This is a genomic window from Streptomyces sp. NBC_01478 (genome assembly GCF_036227225.1).
Lineage (GTDB): Bacteria > Actinomycetota > Actinomycetes > Streptomycetales > Streptomycetaceae > Streptomyces.
This window is the reverse complement of the sequence record NZ_CP109444.1, coordinates 9,325,431-9,347,757: the sequence shown is the minus strand read 5'-3', so window position 1 is coordinate 9,347,757 and position 22,327 is coordinate 9,325,431. Positions and strand designations below refer to the sequence as shown.

At 71.5% G+C, this 22,327-nt stretch carries 21 protein-coding genes; 6 read left to right on the top strand and 15 right to left on the bottom strand.

Annotated features, from left to right (window positions below; genetic code table 11):
- Nucleotides 1–322: 322 nt before the first annotated feature.
- From OG223_RS41870 to OG223_RS41855, 4 genes are all read right to left on the bottom strand, one after another.
- The gene (locus tag OG223_RS41870) at nt 323–3,157 is read right to left on the bottom strand and encodes a DEAD/DEAH box helicase (RefSeq protein ID WP_329260717.1); all 2,835 of its coding nucleotides are present in this window, start codon (nt 3,155–3,157) and stop codon (nt 323–325) included.
- A 98-nt stretch (nt 3,158–3,255) separates the two neighbouring features.
- On the bottom strand, nt 3,256–3,837 hold the full coding sequence (locus OG223_RS41865; protein WP_329260714.1) for a sugar kinase: 582 nt from the start codon (nt 3,835–3,837) through the stop codon (nt 3,256–3,258).
- Nucleotides 3,834–4,982, bottom strand: coding sequence for an ROK family glucokinase (locus tag OG223_RS41860; protein WP_329260711.1), 1,149 nt, complete (start codon nt 4,980–4,982; stop codon nt 3,834–3,836). The genes OG223_RS41865 and OG223_RS41860 overlap by 4 nt, the downstream gene beginning before the upstream one ends.
- Before the next feature lie 220 nt (nt 4,983–5,202).
- The gene (locus OG223_RS41855) at nt 5,203–5,940 is read right to left on the bottom strand and encodes a GntR family transcriptional regulator (RefSeq protein WP_329265753.1); all 738 of its coding nucleotides are present in this window, start codon (nt 5,938–5,940) and stop codon (nt 5,203–5,205) included.
- Nucleotides 5,941–6,069: 129 nt separating this feature from the next.
- Here OG223_RS41855 and OG223_RS41850 point away from each other — a divergent pair, with 129 nt between their 5' ends.
- Entirely contained in the window at nt 6,070–7,086 is a 1,017-nt protein-coding gene (locus OG223_RS41850; RefSeq protein WP_329260708.1) for a Gfo/Idh/MocA family protein, read from the top strand.
- Here OG223_RS41850 and OG223_RS41845 read toward each other — a convergent pair.
- The 8 genes from OG223_RS41845 to OG223_RS41810 all read right to left on the bottom strand — a co-directional run bounded on the left by OG223_RS41845 (nt 7,079) and on the right by OG223_RS41810 (nt 14,231).
- Nucleotides 7,079–7,501 carry a PaaI family thioesterase gene (locus OG223_RS41845; protein ID WP_443073794.1) on the bottom strand — a complete coding sequence of 141 codons (423 nt, stop codon included), beginning with the start codon at nt 7,499–7,501 and terminating at the stop codon, nt 7,079–7,081. The genes OG223_RS41850 and OG223_RS41845 overlap by 8 nt on opposite strands.
- 109 nt (nt 7,502–7,610) lie before the next feature.
- Complete coding sequence (locus OG223_RS41840; RefSeq protein WP_329260705.1) at nt 7,611–8,795, bottom strand: cytochrome P450 family protein; 1,185 nt, start codon at nt 8,793–8,795, stop codon at nt 7,611–7,613.
- Between the two features lie 66 nt (nt 8,796–8,861).
- Entirely contained in the window at nt 8,862–9,542 is a 681-nt protein-coding gene (locus tag OG223_RS41835) for a response regulator transcription factor (RefSeq protein WP_329260702.1), read from the bottom strand.
- Between the two features lie 264 nt (nt 9,543–9,806).
- Entirely contained in the window at nt 9,807–11,063 is a 1,257-nt protein-coding gene (locus OG223_RS41830; protein ID WP_329260700.1) for a sensor histidine kinase, read from the bottom strand.
- A 161-nt stretch (nt 11,064–11,224) separates the two neighbouring features.
- The gene (locus OG223_RS41825) at nt 11,225–11,614 is read right to left on the bottom strand and encodes a ribonuclease domain-containing protein (RefSeq protein WP_329260697.1); all 390 of its coding nucleotides are present in this window, start codon (nt 11,612–11,614) and stop codon (nt 11,225–11,227) included.
- An 85-nt stretch (nt 11,615–11,699) separates the two neighbouring features.
- Nucleotides 11,700–12,605: a DMT family transporter gene (locus OG223_RS41820; RefSeq protein WP_329265749.1), complete on the bottom strand. Its 906-nt coding sequence runs from the start codon at nt 12,603–12,605 to the stop codon at nt 11,700–11,702.
- A 91-nt stretch (nt 12,606–12,696) separates the two neighbouring features.
- Nucleotides 12,697–13,323: a dihydrofolate reductase family protein gene (locus OG223_RS41815; RefSeq protein WP_329260695.1), complete on the bottom strand. Its 627-nt coding sequence runs from the start codon at nt 13,321–13,323 to the stop codon at nt 12,697–12,699.
- Between the two features lie 92 nt (nt 13,324–13,415).
- A complete protein-coding gene (locus OG223_RS41810; RefSeq protein ID WP_329260692.1) occupies nt 13,416–14,231 on the bottom strand; it encodes an AIM24 family protein in 816 nt (271 codons plus the stop codon).
- 99 nt (nt 14,232–14,330) lie between these two features.
- Here OG223_RS41810 and OG223_RS41805 point away from each other — a divergent pair, with 99 nt between their 5' ends.
- A complete protein-coding gene (locus tag OG223_RS41805) occupies nt 14,331–15,074 on the top strand; it encodes an SDR family oxidoreductase (protein WP_329260690.1) in 744 nt (247 codons plus the stop codon).
- A gap of 57 nt (nt 15,075–15,131) precedes the next feature.
- Here OG223_RS41805 and alc read toward each other — a convergent pair whose 3' ends face one another.
- A complete protein-coding gene (gene alc / locus OG223_RS41800; protein ID WP_329260687.1) occupies nt 15,132–16,247 on the bottom strand; it encodes an allantoicase in 1,116 nt (371 codons plus the stop codon).
- 47 nt (nt 16,248–16,294) lie between these two features.
- Nucleotides 16,295–17,632 carry an allantoinase AllB gene (gene allB, locus OG223_RS41795; protein WP_329260684.1) on the bottom strand — a complete coding sequence of 446 codons (1,338 nt, stop codon included), beginning with the start codon at nt 17,630–17,632 and terminating at the stop codon, nt 16,295–16,297.
- A gap of 281 nt (nt 17,633–17,913) precedes the next feature.
- Between allB and OG223_RS41790 the strand changes: the two genes are divergently transcribed.
- On the top strand, nt 17,914–18,708 hold the full coding sequence (locus tag OG223_RS41790) for an IclR family transcriptional regulator (protein ID WP_329260682.1): 795 nt from the start codon (nt 17,914–17,916) through the stop codon (nt 18,706–18,708).
- A complete protein-coding gene (locus OG223_RS41785; protein WP_329260679.1) occupies nt 18,705–19,403 on the top strand; it encodes a DUF6304 family protein in 699 nt (232 codons plus the stop codon). The genes OG223_RS41790 and OG223_RS41785 overlap by 4 nt, the downstream gene beginning before the upstream one ends.
- Before the next feature lies 1 nt (nt 19,404).
- Here OG223_RS41785 and OG223_RS41780 read toward each other — a convergent pair whose 3' ends face one another.
- A complete protein-coding gene (locus tag OG223_RS41780) occupies nt 19,405–19,725 on the bottom strand; it encodes a DUF5955 family protein (RefSeq protein ID WP_329260676.1) in 321 nt (106 codons plus the stop codon).
- 188 nt (nt 19,726–19,913) lie between these two features.
- Here OG223_RS41780 and OG223_RS41775 point away from each other — a divergent pair, with 188 nt between their 5' ends.
- The gene (locus tag OG223_RS41775; protein WP_329260673.1) at nt 19,914–20,513 is read left to right on the top strand and encodes a nucleotidyltransferase family protein; all 600 of its coding nucleotides are present in this window, start codon (nt 19,914–19,916) and stop codon (nt 20,511–20,513) included.
- 187 nt (nt 20,514–20,700) lie between these two features.
- Nucleotides 20,701–22,323, top strand: a complete 1,623-nt coding sequence (gene aceB / locus OG223_RS41770) for a malate synthase A (protein WP_329260671.1) — start codon at nt 20,701–20,703, stop codon at nt 22,321–22,323.
- Nucleotides 22,324–22,327: the final 4 nt, after the last annotated feature.

The window sequence follows — 22,327 nt, the reverse complement described above, 5'->3', positions numbered from 1 at the left end:
GTGCGGGACACCGACTCCTCGACGCCGGTCGGCGCGGATGCGCGGGACACCGACTCCTCGGGACCAGTCGGCACGGATGCGCGGGCCGCCGAGTCCTCAGGGTCCGTCACGTGCCCCGCAGGCTTCTCCGGCGCCCGCTCCCGACGCTCGCGCGCGGCCCGCAGCGCTTGCCGTGCCAGGTCGGCGGGTCGTGCAGCTTGTTGCTCGGCCTGTTCACTCGCGTCCGGCGCGGGCCGCGTCCGCTCCAACTCGCCTTCATCTGGCGCAAGTTCTCCGCCGTGCTCCGCTTCGCCCGCACCTTGCGCGAGCCCCTCCACCCCCGTCACGACTCCCTCCGCAACGAGACCAGGTCCGAGAGGTCCCGGTCCGACAGTTCGGTCAGTGACGACTCCCCGGAGCCGAGGATCGCGTCCGCCAACGCCCGCTTCGCTTCCAGCATTTCGGCGATGCGGTCCTCGACCGTGCCCTCGGTGATGAGGCGGTGGACCTGGACCGGCTGGGTCTGGCCGATGCGGTACGCGCGGTCCGTGGCCTGTTCCTCGACCGCCGGGTTCCACCAGCGGTCGAAGTGGACGACATGGCCCGCGCGGGTCAGGTTGAGGCCGGTGCCCGCCGCCTTCAGGGAGAGGACCAGGACCGGGGTCGCGCCGGCCTGGAAGCGGTCCACCATGCGCTCCCGCTCCGGTACCGCTGTGCCGCCGTGCAGCAGCTCCACCGGGACCGCGCGGGCGGACAGGTGGGAGGTGATCAGGCGGGCCATGCCGACGTACTGCGTGAAGACGATCGCGGAACCGTCCTCGGACAGCAGTGTGTCCAACAGCTCGTCCAGCAGGGCGAGTTTGCCGGAGCGGGCGGCGAGGCGGTCTCCCGAGGCCTGTGCCTCCGCGTGGTCCTCCTTCAGGTACAGCGCCGGGTGGTCGCAGATCTGTTTGAGGGAGGTGAGGAGCTTCAGGACCAGGCCCCGGCGGGCGATGCCCTCCGTCGTCTCGATCGCGAGCATCGATTCCCGCACCACCGCCTCGTAGAGCGAGGCCTGTTCGCGGGTGAGCGGGACCGGGTGGTCCGTCTCCGTCTTGGGCGGCAGTTCGGGGACGATGCCGGGGTCGGACTTCTTGCGGCGCAGGAGGAACGGGCGGACCAGGCGGGCCAGCCGGGTCACCGCCTCCTCGTCCTCGCCGTTCTCCACCGCGCGCGCGTGCCGGGCGCGGAAGGACTTCAGGGGGCCGAGGAGCCCGGGGGTCGTCCAGTCCAGCAGGGCCCACAGCTCGGAGAGGTTGTTCTCCACCGGTGTGCCGGTGAGGGCCACGCGCGCGGGGGACGGGATCGTGCGCAGTGCCTTCGCCGTCGCCGAGTACGGGTTCTTCACGTGCTGGGCCTCGTCCGCGACGACCATGCCCCACGGCTGCCGGGCGAGCGTCGCCGCCGCCGAGCGCATCGTGCCGTACGTCGTGAGGACGAAGCCGCCGGTCAGGTCCTCCAGGGTGCGGTCCGCGCCGTGGAAGCGGCGGACGGGGACTCCGGGGGCGAAGCGGGTGATCTCCCGCTGCCAGTTGCCCAGGAGGGAGGCCGGGCAGACCACCAGGGTGGGGTGGCGGTGTGCCCGCCGCAGGTGGAGGGCGATGAGGGTGATCGTCTTGCCGAGGCCCATGTCGTCGGCGAGGCAGCCGCCCAGGCCGAGGGAGGTCATGAGGTCGAGCCAGGCCAGGCCCCGGAGTTGGTAGTCCCGGAGGGTGGCCTGGAGGCCGGGGGGTGGCTCGGCGGGCTGGATGCCTGCCGTGAGGCGGTCGCGGAGGGTGGCCAGCGCGCCGACCGGGACGGCTTCCACCTGCTCGCCGTCGACCTCCGCGGTGCCGGTGAGGGCGACGGACAGCGCGTCGACCGGGTCCAGCAGGCCCAGTTCGCGTTTGCGCGCCTTGCGGACGAGAGCCGGGTCGACCAGCACCCACTGGTCCCGCAGTCGTACGACCGGGCGGTGGGCCTCGGCCAGAGTGTCCATCTCGGCCTCGGTGAGCGGGTCGCCGCCGAGCGCCAACTGCCAGCGGAACTGGAGGAGTTCCTCGCTCTCGAAGAAGCCCGTGCCGTCGGTCGCGGAGCCCGGCGCCGACCGGACGACGGCGGACACCGTCAGGTCCTGCGCCAGGTCCCGGGGCCAGTGGACGGCCACCCCGGCCGCCGCGAGGCGCGTGGCCGCCATGCCGAGCAGATCGCCCAACTCCTCCTCGGACAGGGCCAGTACGTCGGGCACGTCCTGCTCGGAGAGCCGGTCCAGCGGGGGCCAGACGCGCGCGGCCCGCCGTACGGCCAACGCGGCGTCCACGCGTGCGCGGGGGCCGAAGGCGGTGTCCGCCGTGCCCGCCCACAGGGCCGCCGCGTCGACCACGAGGGTCGGGTCGGCGAGGCTGTGCACCTGGACGATCGCCGCTCCCGCGCTGCGCACCCGCCCTCCGTCGTCGAACAGGTCGTACGCCGCCAGGTCCAGGCGGAGCGAGATCCGCACGCCCGCGTCCATGCCGGCGGCGACCTCGGCGGCCCAGTCCTGGGCGTCGCGCAGGCGCTGCGGCTTGCGGGCCGCGAAGGGCAGCCCGGAGGTGTACGGCGCGGCCGGGGTGCGGGGCAGGGTGTCCGCGACCGCGTCCAGGAAGGACCGCATCAGCGCTTCCGGCTCGGGCAGCCGGAGCGGGCCCGGGCCGGGCAGCGGGACCGCGTGGCCCTCGTACGGAAGGGCCGCCGCGACCGCGCGGACGTGCGCGATGTCCTCGGGCTCCAGGGGGCCCGCGCGCCAGGCGTCGTGGCCCGAAGCGGTGAGGCCGGGGAGGAGCCGGCCGCGGGCGGCGAGCCGCAGTGCGTGCAGGGCGGCGGCGCCCCAGCAGGCCGTGGCGGGATGGGCGGCGGGGTCGCGGCGGGCGCGCACGAGCAGGGGCAGGGCCGCTTCGACGGTCAGGGTCAGCGCGGGGGTGGACCTGCGGCGGACTCCGGCGCCGGACCGTCGTACGACGGTCAACTCGGTCTGTTCCACGCCCTCTTCGGCGTCGGGGAGTGCGCGCTCGCCGTCGGGGTCCCAGAAGGCGATGCGGCCCTCGCGCGGGACGACGGGGGACGGCAGGAAGACCGCGGCCAGTCGTACGGAGATCTGCTCCATGAGTGCCGTGTCCGTCATACGTCCTGTCACCTCCCGCCCGTCAGTCGTGTCAGCCGTCTTCGACTCTACGGGCGGGGTCTGACAATCGGCTCCGGCGACCGGCCGGGGCGGCCCTGCTAGGGAACCGTGCGGGAGACGACGTAGACCATGGGGAGCTTCGGGTCGGACAGGTTCACCACGATGTCCTGGGTGGGGGCCGGGTCCTTCTGCTTGTTGACGACGCCCCACCAGGGGCCGGGGCGGGTGAACGTCCAGCCGGTGATCTTCTGGTCGCGGGCGCTGATCGTGATGTCGTTCTTTTTCAGCGTGTTCCGGTCGACGCCTATGCCGGCGAGGAAGGTGTCCAGGCCCGCGTCGCTGGTCTCGAACTGGACGTAGAGGCGGCTGGTCTTCCAGTTGTTGGTCTCGTAGAAGGCAACCTCTTCGGCCGGGTGCGGGACCGGTACCTGGTAAAGGCGGCGCTGGACCTTGGAGGGCCAGCCCACGGTGAGCCCGGTCGCCGAGTACTTGGCCTCCTTGTCCTTGCCGCTGTTGCGGCTCTGGTTCGCGGAGATCGCCAGATAGACGGCCGGTACGCCGATGAGCAGCACGATGATGAGCAGGGTGAGCGCTCTGCGGCGGGCCTTGTGGCGGGGGTCCTCGGGTGGTCGGGGCGGCTCGTCCCGGGAGGTGGCCCGGCTGGGCAGCGATGCGATCATGCCGTGTCCTGGGTGTCGCGCCGGGACTCGGCGAACCGCTCGTAGCGCTCGTACCGCTCGACCCGGCGGCGCTTGGCGCGGCGGAACCGGCGGGCGACCAGGCGGGCGAGGTCGGCGGCGCCGACCATGCCGGCCTCGGGGCCGAGCTGGGCGCGCACTATGCGGGCCTCGGGGCGGTAGCCGCGGCCGGTGAGCTGGCGCTTGAACGCGTCCCGCGCGGGGCCGATCAGCAGGTCGTCGGCGGCCGAGACACCGCCGCCGATCACGAAGCAGGACGGGTCGAGGGCGGCGGCGAGGTTGGCGATGCCGACGCCGAGCCACTGGCCGATGTCCTGGAGCAGCTCGATGCACATCGCGTCGCCCTCGCGGGCCAGCTCGGTGATCATCGGCCCGGTGATCTCGCCGATGTTGCCCTTGACGTGCTCGATGATCCCGTAGGCCACCGGGGAGTCCGCCGCGGCCAGCTCCCGGGCCTCCCTCACCAGGGCGTTGCCCGAGCTGTACTGCTCCCAGCAGCCGCGGTTGCCGCACGCGCAGCGGTGGCCGCCGGGCACGACCTGCATATGGCCGAACTCGCCGGCGACGCCCCACTTGCCGCGCTTGACCTGGCCGTCCTCCAGGATCGCGCCGCCGATGCCGGTGCCGAGCGTGATCATGACGAGGTGGTCCTCGCCGCGGCCTGCGCCGAAGCGCCACTCGGCCCAGGCGGCGGAGTTCGCGTCGTTGTCCACCAGGACGGGGACGGCGAGGCGGCTGGAGATGCGGTCGCGGAGCGGCTCGTTGCGCCAGGACAGGTGCGGGGCGAACAGGATGCGGTTGCGCTCCGCGTCGACCCAGCCGGCCGCGCCGATGCCGACCGCGTGCACGTCGTGGCGGTCGGACAGGTCCAGGACCAGTTCGACGATGGTGTCCTCGACGACCTTGGGGCTCTTGGACTTGTCCGGGGTCTCCGTGCGGAGCTTCTCCAGGATGTTGCCGTCGGCGTCCACGACGCCCGCCATGACCTTGGTGCCGCCGATGTCGATGCCGACCGTGGGCACGCGGGGGGCCGTCAGGTGCGACCTTCGCTCACGGGTGCCGACTGTCCTGAGTGCGGTGGCACGCCGGGAGCCTATGGGGGCGCTGAAATTGCCGTAGGTGCTCATCAAGGCCCGATTCTGCCTCACCGTGACACCAGGTGCTGTGCGGGGGCGTGAAGGGGGGTACGGATCGTTGTCTGGTGCGGATGCGTCGTGGCTGGTCGCGCCCTGCGGCGGAGCCGCACATCGACACGGCCCCGCGCCCCTGAAAGGGGCGCCATTGTGAGCGCCCATCGAATCTTATTGTCCGGACATTATGACGAAGATCGCGGGCGAAACGGTGTACTCAGGGACGTACCAGAAGCTGGAACTCGAACGAATAGCGCGTCGGCCGATACGTATGGCTGCCGAATTCGACCGCTCGGCCGGTGTCGTCGAATGTGGTGCGCTGCATGGTGAGGAGCGGGGCACCCTCCGGCTCGGCCAGGCGCTCGGCCTCCTCCGCGGTGGCGCCGCGGGCGCCGATGGACTGGCGGGCGCTGTGCAGGGTGATGCCGGCGGTGCGCATCATCCGGTACAGGCCGGTGGCCTCCAGTTGTGCGGTGTCCAGGTTGAGCAGTCCGAGCGGGAGATGGTTGGACAGGTACGCCATCGGCTCGCCGTGCGCGAGACGCAGCCGGTCGATGCGGTGTACGTCGCTGTCCTCGGCCACGCCGAGTGCCGCCGCCACCTCGGCGGACGCCTGGACGATGCTGTTGACGAGGACCTTCGTGGCGGGGCGCTGCCCGGCCGCCTCCAGGTCGTCGAAGAGGCTGCTGAGTTCCAGCGGGCGTTTGACCTGGCTGTGCACGACCTGGGTACCGACGCCCCGACGGCGCACCAGGAGGCCCTTGTCGACCAGCGACTGGATGGCCTGGCGGACCGTGGGCCGGGACAGGCCGAGCCGGGCCGCCAGCTCGATCTCGTTGCCCAGCAGGCTGCCGGGGGTGAGCGAGCCGTGTTCGATCGCGGCCTCCAGTTGCTGGGACAGTTGGAAGTACAACGGCACCGGGCTGCTCCGGTCCACGCTGAGCTCGAGCGGCACTGTCGGATCCACATCTGGTTTCGGCACGGGGCGAGCGTAGCTCTGTGAATGGTTGACGGGAAGTGATGTAGTTCGATTGTCCGGACATACGCATTGACAGCGTGCCTGGTCGGCCCTCAGTTTGTTCCCATGCGCATCGGAGTCATCGGTACGGGCCGCATCGGGACCATCCATGCCAGGACGCTCAGCCGTCATCGTGAGGTCGGTTCGCTGATCCTCACCGACGTGGACCCGGCACGGGCCCAGGAGCTGGCGAACCGGCTGGGGGAAACGGCGGCACCGAGCACGGAGGAGATCTTCAAGTGGGGCGTGGACGCCGTGGTGATCACCACGGCGACATCGGCGCACGCCGAATTAATCGGGAGGGCGGCGCGTTCCGGACTTCCGGTGTTCTGCGAGAAGCCCATCGCGCTTGATCTGCCGGGTTCGTTGCAGGCGATCGCCGAGGTCGAGACAGCGGGAACGATCCTTCAGATGGGGTTCCAGCGCCGGTTCGACGCGGGCTACACAGGTGCCCGGGAGGCGGTGCGTTCGGGGCGGCTGGGACGGCTGCACACCGTGCGGGCGACGACCTCCGACCAGACGCCTCCCCCGGCCGAGTACCTGCCGATCTCCGGCGGGCTGTACCGGGACACCCTGATCCACGACTTCGACATGCTGCGCTGGGTGACCGGGCACGAGGTCGTCGACGTGTACGCGACCGGTTCGGACGCCGGGCCCGCGATGTTCCGCGAGGCCGGTGACATCGACACGGCCGCGGCGGTCCTCACCCTGGACGACGGCACGCTGGCCACGGCGACGGCCGCCCGGTTGAACGGGGCGGGCTACGACGTCCGCATGGAGCTGGCCGGAGAACTCGACCAGGTCGTGGTCGGCCTGGACGACCGCACCCCGATCGCGTCCACCGAGCCGACCGGCCCGCCGGCCGCGACCAAGCCGTGGACCGGCTTCCTGGAGCGCTTCGGGCCCGCCTACGAGGCCGAGTTGATCGCCTTCGTCGAGGTCGTCGTCGGCCAGCGCACCAACCCGTGCGACGGCCGCGAGGCCTTGCAGGCGCTGCGCATCGCCGAGGCCTGCGAAGTGTCCAGACGCGAACACAGACCGGTCCGCCTGGCGGAGATCGCGGGCGGCATGCCCTTCAGTTGACCGGCAGCACCGTGCCCTGGGCGACCGCGCACAGGGCCTCCGTGCCGTCGTCGGCGACCGTGCGGACGTCGCAGCGGACGACGGCCTGACGGCGGCCTGCCTGTACTACCTCGGCGTGGGCGCGCAGCGTACGGCCGGTGGCCGGGCGGACGTACTGGATGGTGAGGCCACCGGTGAGGACCGCCGGGCCGAGGATCGTGCCGCCGGCGAAGGTGAGCGCGTTGTCGGCGGCGTAGGCGAGGACCCCGCCGTGCACGAAACCGTTCTGCTGGTGGAGGTCCTCCCTGATGTCGATCTCCAGCGTCGCGCCACCGTCCCCGAAGGCACTCAGGCGCGCGCCGATCAGCCTGCTGAAGGGCTGACTCTCCAGCGCCTTCCGGGCCATGGCCAGGTCGAACTCGACGGGTGCGGTCACGGGGGGCGCGCCTCCTAGGGCTTCCACTACGGCTCTCTCGTCACGGCTTCCACCGCCGCTACCGCTGCCACGGCCGCTGTCGCCGCCACGGCCGTCCGGTGCCGCCGTTCTACCAGCGCACCGGCAACGACCGCATCCCGCGCATCAGCATGCCGGGGAGCCATTCGCCGGGCGGACCGTCCAGGGAGAGGGCGGGGGCGCGCTCCAGCAGGGTGCGTATCGCCGTGCGTGCTTCGAGGCGGGCCAAGGGGGCGCCCAGGCAGTAGTGGATGCCGTGGCCGAAGGCGAGGTGGCCGCGGGTGTCGCGGCGGATGTCGAAGCGGTCGGGGGCGGGATAGCGGCCCGCGTCGCGGTCTGCGGCGGTCAGGCCGACCATGACCGCGTCGCCCTTCCTGATGAGGGTGCCGGCGATGTCCAGGGGCTCCGCGGCGAAGCGGAACGTGCCGTTCTCCACCGGGCCCTCGTAGCGCAGCATCTCCTCGATCGCGCCGTCGAGGAGGGTCATGTCGGCGCGCAGGGCGGCGAGTTGGTCGGGGTGGGCGAGGAGGGCGTGGACGCCGTTGGTGAGGAGGTTGACGGTGGTCTCGTGGCCGGCGATGAGCAGGATGAAGGCCATGCCCCGCAGTTCCTGCGGGGAGAGCCGGTCGCCGTCCTCGGCGGTGGTGCGGATCAGGTCGCTGAGGAGGTCCCCGCTCGGGCCGGCGCGGCGCTTGTCCGCGATCAGGTCGTCGAGGTACTCGGCGAGCCGGACGAACGCGTCGTACGAGCCGCCCGGATCGATGGGTGCGACCACCTCGGTGGACAGCTTGCGGAACTCCGCGCGGTCCATGTCGGGCACGCCGAGGAGCTCGCAGATCACGGTGATGGGCAGCGGGTAGGAGAGCGCGTCGACCAGGTCGGCGTGGCCGAACGGCAGCATCGCGTCGAGGAGTTCGTCGGTGATCTGCTGGACGCGCGGGCGCAGTTCCTCGACGCGGCGCATGGTGAACGCGCGCGTGATCAGTCCGCGCAGGCGGGTGTGCTGGGGCGGGTCGGCGGCCAGGAGATACTTGCCGATCAGCTCCTCGTCGAGGAACGTCACCCCGATCTTGCCGCCGTCCTTCGCCAGCCGCGGGTCGGCGAGGGCCGCGCGCGCCTCCTCGTGTCCCACGATCAGCCAGGTCACGTAGGACTGGTCCGCCCTCGGCAGGCGCACGAGGTGCACCGGGCCCCGCTCCCGCAGCATGGCGTACACCGGATGCGGGTCCCGTCGGAACTCCTCGCCGAACTCTCCTAAATCGACTGCCTCAGTCATGCGCTGCCCCTCCCCGGACGATCCCCCGAGATCTCCCAGTGCAGTGGGAACGCGCGGCGGCAGCGGCTAGTGCCCGCTCTCCCCGTCCTCTTCGAGCAGACCCGCGTCGTACGCCAACAGGGCGATCTGCACACGGTTGTTGAGGTCGAGCTTGGCCAGGATGCGGGAGACGTGGGTCTTGACGGTGGCGACGCTCATGAAGAGGCCGCCGGCGATCTCGGCGTTGGCGAGGCCCTGGCCGACGGCGACGGCGACCTCGCGTTCGCGGTCCCCCAGGGCGGCGACGCGTTCACGCGCGCGTGCCCGGCGGGTGTCGGTGGCGGTGCCCGCGGCGTGCTCCATCAACTGGCGGGTGACCGCGGGCGACAGCACGGGATCGCCGGCCGCGACCCGGCGTACGGCGTCGAGGATCTCGGCGGGCGGGGTGTCCTTGAGGACGAATCCGGCGGCGCCCGCGCGGAGGGCGCGCAGCACCTGTTCGTCGGCGTGGAAGGTGGTGAGGACGATGATCTGGGGCGCGTCGCCGCGGGCCCGCAGCCGCTCCGTGGCGGTCAGTCCGTCCACCGACGGCATACGGATGTCCATGAGGACGACGTCCGGGTGGACGCGGTCGACGAGTTCCTCGACCTCACTGCCGTCGGCGGCCTCGCCGACGATCTCGATGTCGGCGGCGCCGCCCATCATGAAGGACAGCCCGGCCCGCACCAGCGGGTCGTCGTCGACGAGGAGCAGTCTGATCGCAGTCATGGGGCTACGTAACCACGGTCGTACGACGGCCGGTGACGGAAGGGCCGACCACCGTCACGCGCGCGTGGGACCGTCCTGGGCAGGCTGCTCCACGGCGGTGTCCCGGGCGCCGCGGCCCGGCCGGTGTCCGGCGTCAACAGGTGTGCGCGGCCCCGGAGTTCGCGCGAGTGAGGTCTCCTGCTGCGCGCGTTCCCGGCGACGTTCCGGGAACGGGCGCCATCACCCTTGCCCGGAAGGGGAGTTGCCCGTGGCGCCGGGCGGTGCTCACCCCCAGGGGAGCCACGCCCGCACCCGGAATCCGCCGCCCTCCTGCGGGCCGTGCTCCAGCCGTCCGCCCGCCAGCGTGGCCCGCTCGGTGAGGCCGATCAGGCCCTGACCGGAGCCGGGGACGTGCGGGACCGTGCCCTCGGGGGGCGGGTTGTGCACGGCGATCACCAGGCCGTCGCCCGGGGTGCCGGTGACCGTCACCGTGACCTCCGCGCCGGGGGCGTGTTTGCGGGCGTTGGTGAGCGCCTCCTGGGCGATGCGGTAGGCGGTGCGGCCAACCGAGGCGGGGACCGCGGCGGGGTCGGTGACGCGGTTGGCGAGGGTGACCTTCATGCCGGCCTCGCGGGACTCGGTGACCAGCGCGTCCAGGGCGCCGAGCGTGGGCTGGGGACGGCCCGTGTCGTCGGGCTCGCCCGCGCGCAGGACGCCGATGATCTCCCGCAGGTCCTGCAGCGCCTCGTGGGCGCTCTCCCGGATGACGCCGGCCGCCCGCGCGACCTCCTCGCGGGGCGCGTCCGGGCGGAACTCCAGGGCGCCCGCGTGCACGCTCAGCAGGGTCAGCCGATGGGCGAGCACGTCGTGCATCTCGCGCGCGATGGCCTCACGGGCGAGCCGCTGGGCCTGCTCGGCCCGCAGCTCCGCCTCCGTCTCGGCGCGCCGGGCGCGGTCGCGCAGGCTGAGCATGAGCTGCCGCTTGGAGCGGACGAACATGCCCCAGCCGATGACGGTGAGGATGAACAGTTCGGTGAAGACGACCGCGCCGGCGTACGGCAGATCGGGGTCCGGGCGCAGCCAGTAGAACAGCGGGGCCAGGACGAGCTGGATGCCGCCGATCCAGGCGACGTAGCGGAAGGGGCGGTGCACGGCGAGGGTGAAGACGGCGACCATGGCGGCGCCGCCCGCGGTGTTCGACACGAAGCCGATGGGGATCATCGCGATCGCGAGGCCGACCGGCCAGCGGCGGCGCAGCCAGACCGCGCCGCAGGCGAGGACCCCGAAGAGCTGGTCCACGACGGCGAGGGGGTGCGGGGTCGCGGCGTCGTCCCTGAGGGCCTGCGCGGCGGCCAGTCCGATGAGGACGGCCAGCAGGAAGCAGCAGGTGTCGACGGCCCAGTCGCGTGCGGTACGGCGGGGCCGTCCGCGCCGTACGACGTCGGGATCGAGTTCGTCCGCCACGGCGGACGGCAGCAGCCATCGGCGCCCCGCGAACGCCGGCGGTACCGGCGCTGTCCTGTCATCGGTCACGGTCGACAAATCTACGCAGGGGACCGGCCCGGTCACCTCACCGTGGCGGGGATCGGAGACCAAAGTCGCGCGGTCGGCGACTTTCGGCGGACATGCCTCGCCCCGCGGCCCATGATCGTGGGGGGGAGCCGCGGGGCGAGGGGCGAGCAGTGGTGCAGCCGTCGTTCGGCTCAGCAGCCGAAGTTGATCAGTTTGAACGTGACGTAGTGGTCAGCGGTGTAGTAGTCCTCTTGGGTCTTGTTGCCGGTGATGATGCGGCGCGCTCCGCGCGTCGACGAACCGGGCGTCTTGACCGTGTACTCGTGGTAGTAACCGGACGCCTGGCTCGGCAGGATGCCTTCCTGGTTCCGGAAGACGGTGCCGTCCTGCGAGTAGGGGAAGGGGCCGTTCGTCGCGATCAGGTCGAGCGTGTCGTACGCCTGGTCGGGCAGGGCGCTGTAGCAGATGCTGCCGACCGCGGCGGCCGCCGGGGTCGCGGTGGCGACGGCGCCGCCGACCAGAACGGTGGACAGAACGGCGGCTGCGGCGCCGATGCGAGTGATTCGTGGGGGGAATCTCATGCCCCCATGATGACGCGCGTAGATAGTGGCATGTCAATGACAAGACCGTGGAATTTCCCGTCAAGTCCGATGAGTTTTCCGGGAGTTAACGTACGGCCCCGCGCCCCCACGCGGTCCCCACAAGCACGAGAACGCCGCCTGCCAGGCCGAACGCGCCGAGCCGCTCCCCACCGAGCGCGATACCGGCCGCGGCGGCCCACAGGGGCTCGGTGCCGAGCAGCAGGCTGACCCGGGAGGGCGAGGTCCGGCGTACGGCCCACATCTGGACGAAGAACGCGAACAGGGTGCAGAACGCGGACAGGAACAGCAGCCCGGCCCACTCGCGGGCTCCGAAATCGGCGGCCGTCGCCCACGGCGTGGTGTCGGTGCCGGCCGACAGGATCGCGAACACCGCGACGGCGGTGGCGAGTTGGACGGTGGTCAGGGGCAGCGCGTCGGCGCCCCGCACGGCTCTGCTGCGGGACATGGCCAGGACGTGCAGGGTGCGGGCGAGGGCGGCGAGCAGCATGAGGAGGTCGCCGAGGGAAGGGCGGCTGAAACCGGCGCCCTGGGTCAGCAGCAGCACGCCGAGCACGGAGAGGGCCGCCGCTCCCAGGAAGGCGCGGGAGGGCCGGGTGCGGGTCACGGCGGCCTCGGCGAGCGGCGTGAAGATCATGGTGAGGCTGATGATGAGGCCCGCGTTGGTCGCCGAGGTGTGGACGACGCCGTAGGTCTCCAGGAGGAAGATCCCGGCGAGGATCAGCCCGAGGAGCCCCGCGCCGCGCCACTGGGCGGCCGTCAGGGCGCGCAGCGAGCGGTGGCCGACGGCCGCGAGGGCGGGCAGCACGAGGGCGAAGCGCAGCACCAGGACGGCGAGGACCGTGCGGGCGGTGGTGATGTCCTTGGCGACGAGATAACTGGCGCCCCAGACCGCCGCGACCAGCAGGAGAGGCAGATCGGTGAGCCAGGCCCGGCGGGGCGCGGCGGTCCGCGGTACGGCGATCGAGGACATGGGGGCGGCTCTCCCGGTCTCCGGCAAGGGGGTGGAGACATCGGTGGCTGCCACACGGAACGATCACCGTACCCGCGCGGACCCAGGCTGACTAGGAGTTTTCCGGGTCCGCGTACGAGCCGTAGGTCGGGCGGCCCGCCAGGTCGTACGACTGGATCGAGACGCCGGTGCCGGTGATGGTCCCGCCCGTGCGCTTGAAGGCCTTGGGGGCGGTGCCCTCGGGGAACAGGCGCAGGCCGGTGCCGAGCACGACCGGGAAGGTCACCAGGTGGATGGTGTCGAGGAGGTCGAGCTCCAGGAGGGACCGGACGAGGGCGCCGCTGCCGTGCACCTGGAGCTCGCCCTCGGTGCGCTCCTTGAGGTCGGTGACCTCCTTGGCGAGGTCGCCGCCGAGGACCGTGGTTCCGGCCCAGGAGGGGTCGGTGAGGGTGGCCGAGGCGACGTACTTCGGCAGGGCGTTCAGCTTGGACGCGATCGGGTCGGCGGGGTCGGTCATGTTCGGCCAGTACGAGGCGAAGATGTCGTACGTACGGCGGCCGAGCAGATAGGCGCCGGAGCGGTCGAAGACCTCGACCACGAAGCGGCCGAAGTCGTCGTCGCCGTAGACGAAACTCCAGCCGCCGTGCTCGAAGCCGCCGCGGGTGTCCTCCTCGGGGCCGCCGGGTGCTTGGTAGACGCCGTCGAGGGTGACGAAGATGGTGGAGACGAGCTTGCCCATGTCGGGTGCCTGCTCTCTGGTGCGAGGGCCGATGCTGTCATCAGCTCAGACCGCCGGGGCCCCCGCAACTCATCGGTCTCCGCTACGGCAACTCACCCGGCGTGGGTCGAGAACATGCCGCCGGTCGGGCCCTGCTTGTCGCCGCCCTGGGCCTTCTTCAGGGCGTTGGCGAGGCTCTCGATGGTGAGGGACTGGAGGATGACCCTGCCGTTGCCCTCCAGGGTGGCCAGGGACAGGCCCTCGCCGCCGAACACGGCGTTCATCAGGCCCTGGCGGTTGAGGCCGCCGACGCGCTGGACGCCGTACTGGACGCCCTCCTCGAAGGCGACGAGGCAGCCGGTGTCGACCTCGATGCGGCCGCCGAAGTCGGCCGGGTTCAGGTCGATGAAGTTGCCCGCGCCGGCGATGATCACCGTGCCGTGCCCGGTGAACTTCTCCAGGACGAAGCCCTCGCCGCCGCTCATGCCGGTGCGGCCGCCCTGGAAGGCGATGCCGAACTGGACGCTGGACTCGGCGGCCACGAAGGCGTCCTTCTCCGCGAACCACGCGCGTGTGCCGTCCAGCTCCAGGGCGCGCATCTCACCGGGGAGCACGCCCGCGAAGCCGACGGTGCCCTCGCCGCCGTGGGAGGTGAAGTACTGGAACGCCAGCGACTCGCCCGCGAGCGCGCGCTGGCCGACCTGCATGGCCGTACCCATGGCCTGGCGGAGCATGCCGCCCATGCCGCCGGAGCCACCGCCGCCCTGCTGCTGTCCGGCGCCGGGCGGGCCGCTCAGGCGGGTCTCCATGGTCACGTTCGTCGTCTTGAAGAGGAACTTCCCGGCCTCGCAGTACACGGTCTGGCCGGGGTTCAGGTTGACGACCGCCATCTGCATGGCGTTGCCGACGATCTCTTGCTGAAGGGTCACGAGGGGAGAACGCGGGAGGTGAAGAAAAGAGTTCCTACGATCGACATCGGTGTCCGTTCGCCGCCAGCACCCGGGTGCCGTGGCCGCTGAGATGGACGCATGACGACTCAGGGAACCCTGTTGGGCAAGGCGGCTCTCGTGACCGGCGGCAGCCGCGGCATCGGTGCGGCGACGGCGCTGCGGCTCGCGCGGGACGGTGCGGATGTGGCCGTCACCTACGTGGACGGCAAGGAGGCGGCCGAGAACGTCGTAGGGCGGATAGAGGCGCTGGGACGGCGGGCGGTCGCGCTGCGCGCGGACTCCGCGGACGCCGTCGAGGCGGCGGGCGCGGTGGAGCGTACGGCGGAGGCGCTGGGCGGGCTCGACGTGCTGGTGAACAACGCGGGGGTGGGGCTGCTCGGGCCGTTGGACGGGCTGTCCCTCACCGACGTGGACCGCGTCCTGGCGGTGAACGTCCGCGGGGTGTTTCTGACCTCACAGGCGGCCGCCGCGCGAATGGCGTCCGGCGGCCGGATCATCACGATCGGCACGTGCATGACGCAGCGGGTGCCGGGTCCCGGTGGAACCCTCTACGCGACGAGCAAGTCGGCGCTGATCGGACTGACGAAGGCGCTCGCCCGTGAACTCGGCGGACGCGGGATCACGGCGAACATCGTGCACCCGGGGCCCACGGACACCGACATGAACCCGGCGGACGGCCCGTACGCGGCCGGCCAGGCGGCCACGACGGCGCTGGGGCGGTTCGGGACGGCGGACGAGGTGGCGTCGATGGTCGCGTATCTGGCAGGGGCGGACTATGTCACCGGGGCGGAGTTCGCGGTGGACGGCGGCCATTCTGCGTGAAGCACACAGGGGGCGCACTGGTCCTGTCGGGCTGGTGCGCCCCTACGCGCGCGTGCGTCAGCCGCCCAGCTCCTGGTGCCTCGCCGCCAGCGTCGCCGCCCCCCGCTCCGTCAGCGAGCCGAACAGCCGCAGCCGTGAGATCCCGCCGTCGGGATGGATGTCCACGCGTGCGTGCGTGCCGATCGCCGGGGTGGGGAGGACGAAGCGGTGGTTCGTGTCGGGCTGGAGGCGGGTGCGTGGGAGGAGTTCGGTCCAGTCGCCGGTCTCGCCGTCCCGTACCGACACGGACGCCCAGCCCGCGCTGTTGCCCTTCAGGTACGCCGTGTCGATCTCCACGGCGCGGATCCGGGACTGGGCGGCCAGGCGGTAGCGGATCCAGTCGTTGCCCCGGTCGCGGCGGCGGCGGGTCTCCCAGCCGTCGTCCATCTTCCGGGAGCGGCCGGGCTGGATGGTGTTGGTGGCCGGTGAGTAGAAGAGGTTGGAGGCGTCCTCGGCGCTGCCGCCGTTCTCCAGGGCGACCACGTCGAACGTGCCCAGCGCCGCCAGCCAGCCCGGGTCGGGCACGACCTCGCCGTGGACCCGCAGGCGCGCGATGCCGCCGTCGGGGTGCTGGTTGACGCGGAGGTGGGTGAAGCGCTGCTCGGTCGAGATGGAGAAACCGTTCGCCGCGTGGCCGCCGACCGGCGTGCGCGGGACCAGGGGCGTCCACTTCACCTCGTCGGAGAGCAGGTCCTCGGGGGACGGGGAGCCCGGCAGCGATACGCCCTCGACGGACACCGCCTGCGGGTAGTTGCCCCGGAAGTGCGCCGTGTCGACCACGATGCCCCGGATGACGCCAGGGGCGCCGAGGCGGACCAGTGCCCAGTCGTGGTCCTCCGCCGTCGGCCAGGGGTGGTCCGCCGAGGTGCCACGGCGGCGGCGCGTCTCCCAGCCGTCCATGATCTTGCCCTTGTGGCCGAAGTGCTCGGGGTCGAACTCGGCGGGCCCGGGCACGAGGAGGTTCTCGCGCTGGGCGAAGAACTCGTCGTTGGCGGCGATGACACCGGCGCCGAGCTGTCGGTCGGCGAGGTTGGCGTAGCGGGTGAAGGGGAAGTCGGCGGTGCGGTAGTCCGCGTACGGGTCACCTCCTCCGTAGGGGTTCGCGTCGCCGGTGAAACGGGGAATCGCCGTCACTGAATCTGCCTTTCGGGGGTCGGCCGCTGCGGGTGCGGGGGTGTGGATCAGGGGGTACGGGTCAGGAGTTGGCCCTTCGGGTCGGTGAACTCGCCGTCCAGCACGATGCGTTGGCCGCGCAGCCAGGTCGACTTCACGACGCCGCTGAGGGTCTTTCCGGCGTACGCCGTGACGCGGTTGCGGTGCTGGAGGGCCGCCGGGTCCACGGTGAACGTCTCGTCGGGGGCGAGGACCGCGAAGTCGGCGTCACGGCCCGCCTCGATGGCGCCCTTCTGGTCAAGTCCCGCCAGCCCGGCCGTCCTTGACGACATCCAGCGGACCACGTCCTCCAGGTCGTGGCCCCGCCTGCGCGCCTCCGTCCACACCGCCGCGAGGCTCAGCTGGAGGCCGGAGATGCCGCCCCACGCGGTGGCGAAGTCGGCGGTCTTGAGGTCGGCCGTGGAGGGTGAGTGGTCCGTCACCACGCAGTCGATCGTGCCGTCGGCCAGCGCCTGCCACAGCAGGTCCTGGTTGGCGGACTCGCGGATGGGCGGGCAGCACTTGAACTCGCTTGCGCCGTCCGGGACTTCCTCCGCCGTGAGGGTGAGGTAGTGCGGGCACGTCTCGACGGTGATGCGGACGCCCTCGGCCTTCGCGGCGGCGATCAGCGGCAGCGCGTCGGAGGAGGACAGGTGCAGGACGTGCACGCGGGCGTCGAGGCGCTTGGCGGCGGCGATCAGACCTGCGATGGCCGTGTCCTCGGCGTCGCGCGGCCGACTGGCAAGAAAATCGGCGTACTTGGGTCCGCCCTGCTGCGGGGCCGTCTCCAGGTGGTGGGGGTCCTCCGCGTGCACGATGAGCAGGCCGCCGAAGCCCGCGATCTCCGCGAGGGACAGGGCGAGTTGGCCCTGGTCGAGATGCGGGAACTCGTCCACGCCGGACGGGGACAGGAACGCCTTGAAGCCGAAGACCCCGGCGTCGTGCAGCGGGCGCAGGTCCTTGACGTTGTCGGGCAGGGCGCCGCCCCAGAAGCCGACGTCGATGTGGGCCTTCTCGGCCGCGACCTGCTGCTTCGTACGGAGGTTGTCAACCGTCGTCGTCGGCGGGAGGGAGTTGAGCGGCATGTCGATCAGGGTGGTGATGCCGCCGGCCGCCGCCGCGCGCGTGGCGGTCCAGAAGCCCTCCCAGTGGGTGCGGCCGGGGTCGTTCACATGCACATGGGTGTCGACCAGGCCGGGCAGCAGGACGTCGTCGCCGAAGTCCTCCAACCGTGCTCCGGAGGGGACTTGGGCGTCGTAGGGGAGAACGGCCGTGATCTTCCCGCCGGCGACGGCGACCGCCGCGGCTCGCGTCCCCTCGGGAGTGATGACTCGTGTGGAGCGCACCACCAGTTCAGCGTCGGACACCCGGACCCCTCTCTGCCACCGTCGTCGCTTCCGTTACTTCCGGGAAACGGGATTTACGTCCACGTAACGGAATTCAACGTTCTGTTGAAGGAGTCTTCACTCCCGCTCCCGTACCGTCAAGGGCACACCTCTCCACGGCACCTCGCACGCGCACACTCTGGATGTTTCCACAAAGCGGAAGTAGAATTCCGGCAAGCAGAACGTAGCTACGCACCGGCGGGGAGTCAACCGGCCCCCGGGTAGGCTTCAGCCCTTCCCGCCCGTGCCGAAAGGAACGCGCCGTGCCGCCGTCCAGCGTGAGCAGCACCGACTCCACCAAGTCCGCCACGGGTGGGGTCCAGTCCCTCGAGCGCGCCTTCGACCTGCTGGAGCGGATGGCCGACGCGGGCGGCGAGGTCGGCCTGAGCGAGCTCTCCGCGAGCAGCGGCCTGCCGCTGCCCACCATCCACCGCCTGATGCGCACGCTGGTGGTCTGCGGTTACGTCCGTCAGCAGACCAACCGCCGGTACGCCCTCGGCCCGCGCCTGATCCGCCTCGGCGAGTCCGCGTCCCGGCTGCTCGGCACCTGGGCGCGCCCCTACCTCGCCCGGTTGGTCGAGGAGACCGGTGAGACGGCGAACATGGCGCTGCTCGACGGCGACGAGATCGTGTACGTCGCACAGGTGCCGTCCAAGCACTCGATGCGCATGTTCACCGAGGTCGGCCGGCGCGTCCTGCCGCACTCCACGGGCGTCGGCAAGGCTCTGCTCGCCAACACCCCGGACAACGAGGTGCGCGCACTGCTCGCCCGTACCGGCATGCCCGCCGCGACCGAGAAGACGATCACCACGCCCGACGGTTTCCTCGCGGCGCTGGCGGAGGTGCGCCGCCTCGGCTACGCGATCGACGACAACGAGCAGGAGATCGGCGTCCGCTGCCTCGCCGTGTCCGTGCCCAACTCCCCCACGGCGGCGGCGATTTCGATCTCGGGCCCGGCGGGCCGGGTCACCGAGTCGGCGACCGAGAAGATCGTGCCGGTGCTCCAGCAGGTGGCCGGCGAGCTGTCGGAGGCACTGGCCAGCCAGAACCCCGCGTGAGCGCCGGGCAGTTCTGGCCCGGCCGGTACACCGACCGGCACGGCACCGACGCGGTCGTCTTCGAGTCGGACGGCCGGGAGCTGATCCGCACGACGATCCGGGGCATCCGCTTCGAGGGCGACAGCATGGACGACCTCGGCGCGCTCGGCGGAGAGCCACCCGAGGCCCCGTTCGCCTTCTTCGACGGGGCGCTGTGCTCCTGCCTGTTGGAGTGGGAGGTGCCGATGCCCGTCACGGTCGAGGGACAGGGCGTACGGACTGCCGTCATGGACTGCGCGCTGTGGCTCGGGGCGCCGGCCGGACCGGGCAAGGGCCTGGAATACGAGAGGCTGTTCACCATCCTGCGCCTGGACGGGCACGAGTACCTGACCACGGAAGACCACGGCACCTTCGAGGACGCCCTGAACGACCTCCAGCGCCGGCTCCCGGCAGGCGTCCGGCTCCGGGCCTGTGTCGCGTGCGCCTGGTCCGACTACAGCCCGGCCGGCAACGGGCTCATGGCGGGGCTCGCCTGTTTCCGTGACGCCAAGGACCGCTACCGTCAGGTCGACGGCAAGCACGGCCCGACGGGGATCTTCGCCGCCTGGAGCGAGCGCACCGAATTCGTCCAGGAGACCTGGCTGTGCGGAGAGTTCGAGCACCGGACCGGGGACACGGGCTACCGGGGATCGTTCCCGTCGAGCCCGTTGTCGTGAACTAGCCCTGCCCGCCCCGCGGTTGACCGAACAGGTCCACGGCGTTGCGTACGTCCGTCAGGCCCCTCGTGAGGGCGCTCACCGAGCCGATCGCGCCGGCGATCAGGAGCAACGAGCGGCGCAGGCGCGGGATTTCGGGGATGCCGTCGATGGTCATCGCGGCCAGCGCCGCGAGTTCGTCCTCGGCGATGACACGGTCGGGGAACTCGGCCGGATGCGCGGCGAGTTCGCGGCGCAACCGGGACACCGCGGTCCGCAGTTCCGCCACCCTCGGATCCTCGTCGCTGCCGGTCACTGACCTCTGCCCCAAGCTCCGCAACACAGCTCTCCCCCCTCGCACGTCGCCGTGCGCAAGAACTTTGTGGTCCCGCCGCGCACCCCACGACACTGGTCGGGCACCGAGGGACGCGGGTCAGTAAACGCCACCCGGTACGGGGCGCGCCACTCCATGGACCGAAATTAAGTAGGAGGATTCCGTCCGGTCGCCGCCACGTCAGGTATGCAGGAGGCATGACGGGAAACGATGACCAGGTCGCCGGGCTGCTGCTCGCCGCGGGAGGCGGCCGACGGCTCGGCGGGCGGCCCAAGGCGCTGTTGGAACACCGGGGGCGGCCCCTGGTGGAGCACGCGGTCGGGGTCCTGCGCGCGGCCGGCCTCACCCGCGTCCATGTGGTCCTGGGGGCGCGCGCCGACGCCGTACGGGAGCGGGCCGATCTGGCCGGGTGCGTGGTCGTGGAGAACCCGGAGTGGGAGCGGGGGATGGGGTCCTCGCTGCGAGCGGGGCTCGACTCGGTCTCGAGTACGGGGGCGCGGGCGGCGCTCGTGTCGCTCGTCGACCAGCCCGGGATCGGTGCGGAGGCGGTGGCGCGGGTGCTCGCGGCGTACGGCTCCGAGGAGTCGCTGGTCTCGGCCGCCTACGACGGGGTACGCGGGCATCCGGTGCTGTTCGGGGCCGCGCACTGGGCCGGGATCGCGGAGAGCGCGACCGGGGACCGGGGGGCGCGGGCGTACCTCAAGGCGCACGCGGACGCGGTCACGCTCGTCGAGTGCGGAGATGCGGCGGAGCCGTACGACATCGACACTGAGGCGGATCTCGTCCACCTTGAGTGAGCGGAGTGGCACTGAGCGCCACTTTGGCTCGATCCGGAGAATCTCGACGTCAACAAACCATTGAACTTCCACGATGAGGAAACTAGTATCCACTGTTCAGAAGCGCCCGGCGGCCTCTCGGGTGCTCCCCGTCCTACCCGGGTCACCTGGCACCCGGTGCCACGCTCGCTGAAGGAAGTGACCGTTCATGTCCGCACCAGCGCCGTCCTCGCCGGTCGTCGTCGACGCCGAACCCCTCCCCCGGCAGGACGAGGTCCTCACCGACGAGGCCCTCGCCTTCGTGGCCGAGCTGCACCGCCGGTTCACGCCCCGCCGGGCCGGACTTCTCGCCCGCCGGGCCGAGCGCCGCGCGGAGATCGCCCGCACCTCCACCCTCGATTTCCTCCCGGAGACCGCCGCGATCCGCGCCGACGACTCCTGGAAGGTGGCCCCCTCCCCCGCCGCGCTGAACGACCGGCGGGTCGAGATCACCGGCCCCACCGACCGCAAGATGACGATCAACGCCCTCAACTCGGGCGCGAAGATCTGGCTCGCGGACTTCGAGGACGCCTCCGCGCCGACCTGGGAGAACGTCGTCACGGGTCAGCTCAACCTGATCGACGCCTACACCCGCGCGATCGACTTCACCGACCCCAACTCCGGTAAGTCGTACGCCTTGAAGGCCGAGGACGAGCTGGCGACCGTCGTGATGCGGCCGCGCGGCTGGCATCTGAACGAGCGTCACCTCCTCGTCGACGGTGAGCAGGTCCCGGGCGCCTTCGTGGACTTCGGGCTGTACTTCTTCCACAACGCGCAGCGGCTGCTGGACCTGGGCAAGGGCCCGTACTTCTACCTCCCGAAGACCGAGTCGCACCTCGAAGCCCGGCTGTGGAACGACGTGTTCGTCTTCGCGCAGGACTACGTCGGCGTCCCGCAGGGCACCGTCCGCGCGACCGTGCTGATCGAGACGATCACCGCCGCGTACGAGATGGAGGAGATCCTTTACGAACTCCGCGACCACGCCTCGGGGTTGAACGCGGGACGCTGGGACTACCTGTTCTCCATCGTGAAGAACTTCCGTGACGGCGGGCCCAGGTTCGTCCTCCCGGACCGCAACGCGGTGACGATGACGGCCCCGTTCATGCGGGCGTACACCGAACTCCTCGTCCGCACCTGCCACAAGCGCGGGGCGCACGCGATCGGCGGCATGGCGGCGTTCATCCCGTCCCGCCGTGACGAGGCGGTCAACAAGGTCGCGTTCGAGAAGGTCAAGGCGGACAAGGACCGTGAGGCGGGCGACGGTTTCGACGGATCCTGGGTGGCCCACCCGGACCTGGTGCCGATCGCCCTGGCCTCCTTCGACGCGGTCCTCGGCGACCGGCCGAACCAGAAGGACCGGCTGCGCGAGGACGTCGACGTCAAGGCGGCCGACCTGATCGCCGTGGACTCGCTGCACGCGAAGCCGACGTACCCGGGGCTCGTCAACGCCGTTCAGGTGGGCATCCGTTACATCGAGGCATGGCTGCGCGGGCTCGGTGCGGTCGCCATCTTCAACCTGATGGAGGACGCGGCCACCGCCGAGATCTCGCGCTCGCAGATCTGGCAGTGGATCAACGCGGACGTCGAGTTCGAGAACGGCGAGAAGGCGACTCCCGAGCTGGCGCGCAGGATCGCCGCCGAGGAGCTCGAGAACATCCGTGCCGAGATCGGCGCGGACGCCTTCGCCGCGGGCCACTGGCAGCAGGCCCACGACCTGCTCCTGGAGGTCGCGCTCGACGCCGACTACGCGGACTTCCTGACGCTGCCCGCGTACGAGCAGCTCAAGGGCTGATTCT

Excerpts from the sequence above, each read along its gene's own strand:
- OG223_RS41840 (WP_329260705.1), bottom strand. The coding sequence starts at position 8,795 with ATGACTGAGGCAGTCGATTTAGGAGAGTTCGGCGAGGAGTTCCGACGG.
- OG223_RS41825 (WP_329260697.1), bottom strand. The coding sequence starts at position 11,614 with ATGAGATTCCCCCCACGAATCACTCGCATCGGCGCCGCAGCCGCCGTT.
- OG223_RS41865 (WP_329260714.1), bottom strand. The coding sequence starts at position 3,837 with ATGATCGCATCGCTGCCCAGCCGGGCCACCTCCCGGGACGAGCCGCCC.
- OG223_RS41805 (WP_329260690.1), top strand. The coding sequence starts at position 14,331 with ATGACGACTCAGGGAACCCTGTTGGGCAAGGCGGCTCTCGTGACCGGC.
- OG223_RS41850 (WP_329260708.1), top strand. The coding sequence starts at position 6,070 with ATGCGCATCGGAGTCATCGGTACGGGCCGCATCGGGACCATCCATGCC.
- OG223_RS41860 (WP_329260711.1), bottom strand. The coding sequence starts at position 4,982 with ATGAGCACCTACGGCAATTTCAGCGCCCCCATAGGCTCCCGGCGTGCC.
- OG223_RS41820 (WP_329265749.1), bottom strand. The coding sequence starts at position 12,605 with ATGTCCTCGATCGCCGTACCGCGGACCGCCGCGCCCCGCCGGGCCTGG.
- OG223_RS41835 (WP_329260702.1), bottom strand. The coding sequence starts at position 9,542 with ATGACTGCGATCAGACTGCTCCTCGTCGACGACGACCCGCTGGTGCGG.
- OG223_RS41815 (WP_329260695.1), bottom strand. The coding sequence starts at position 13,323 with ATGGGCAAGCTCGTCTCCACCATCTTCGTCACCCTCGACGGCGTCTAC.
- OG223_RS41775 (WP_329260673.1), top strand. The coding sequence starts at position 19,914 with ATGACGGGAAACGATGACCAGGTCGCCGGGCTGCTGCTCGCCGCGGGA.
- aceB (WP_329260671.1), top strand. The coding sequence starts at position 20,701 with ATGTCCGCACCAGCGCCGTCCTCGCCGGTCGTCGTCGACGCCGAACCC.
- OG223_RS41870 (WP_329260717.1), bottom strand. The coding sequence starts at position 3,157 with ATGACGGACACGGCACTCATGGAGCAGATCTCCGTACGACTGGCCGCG.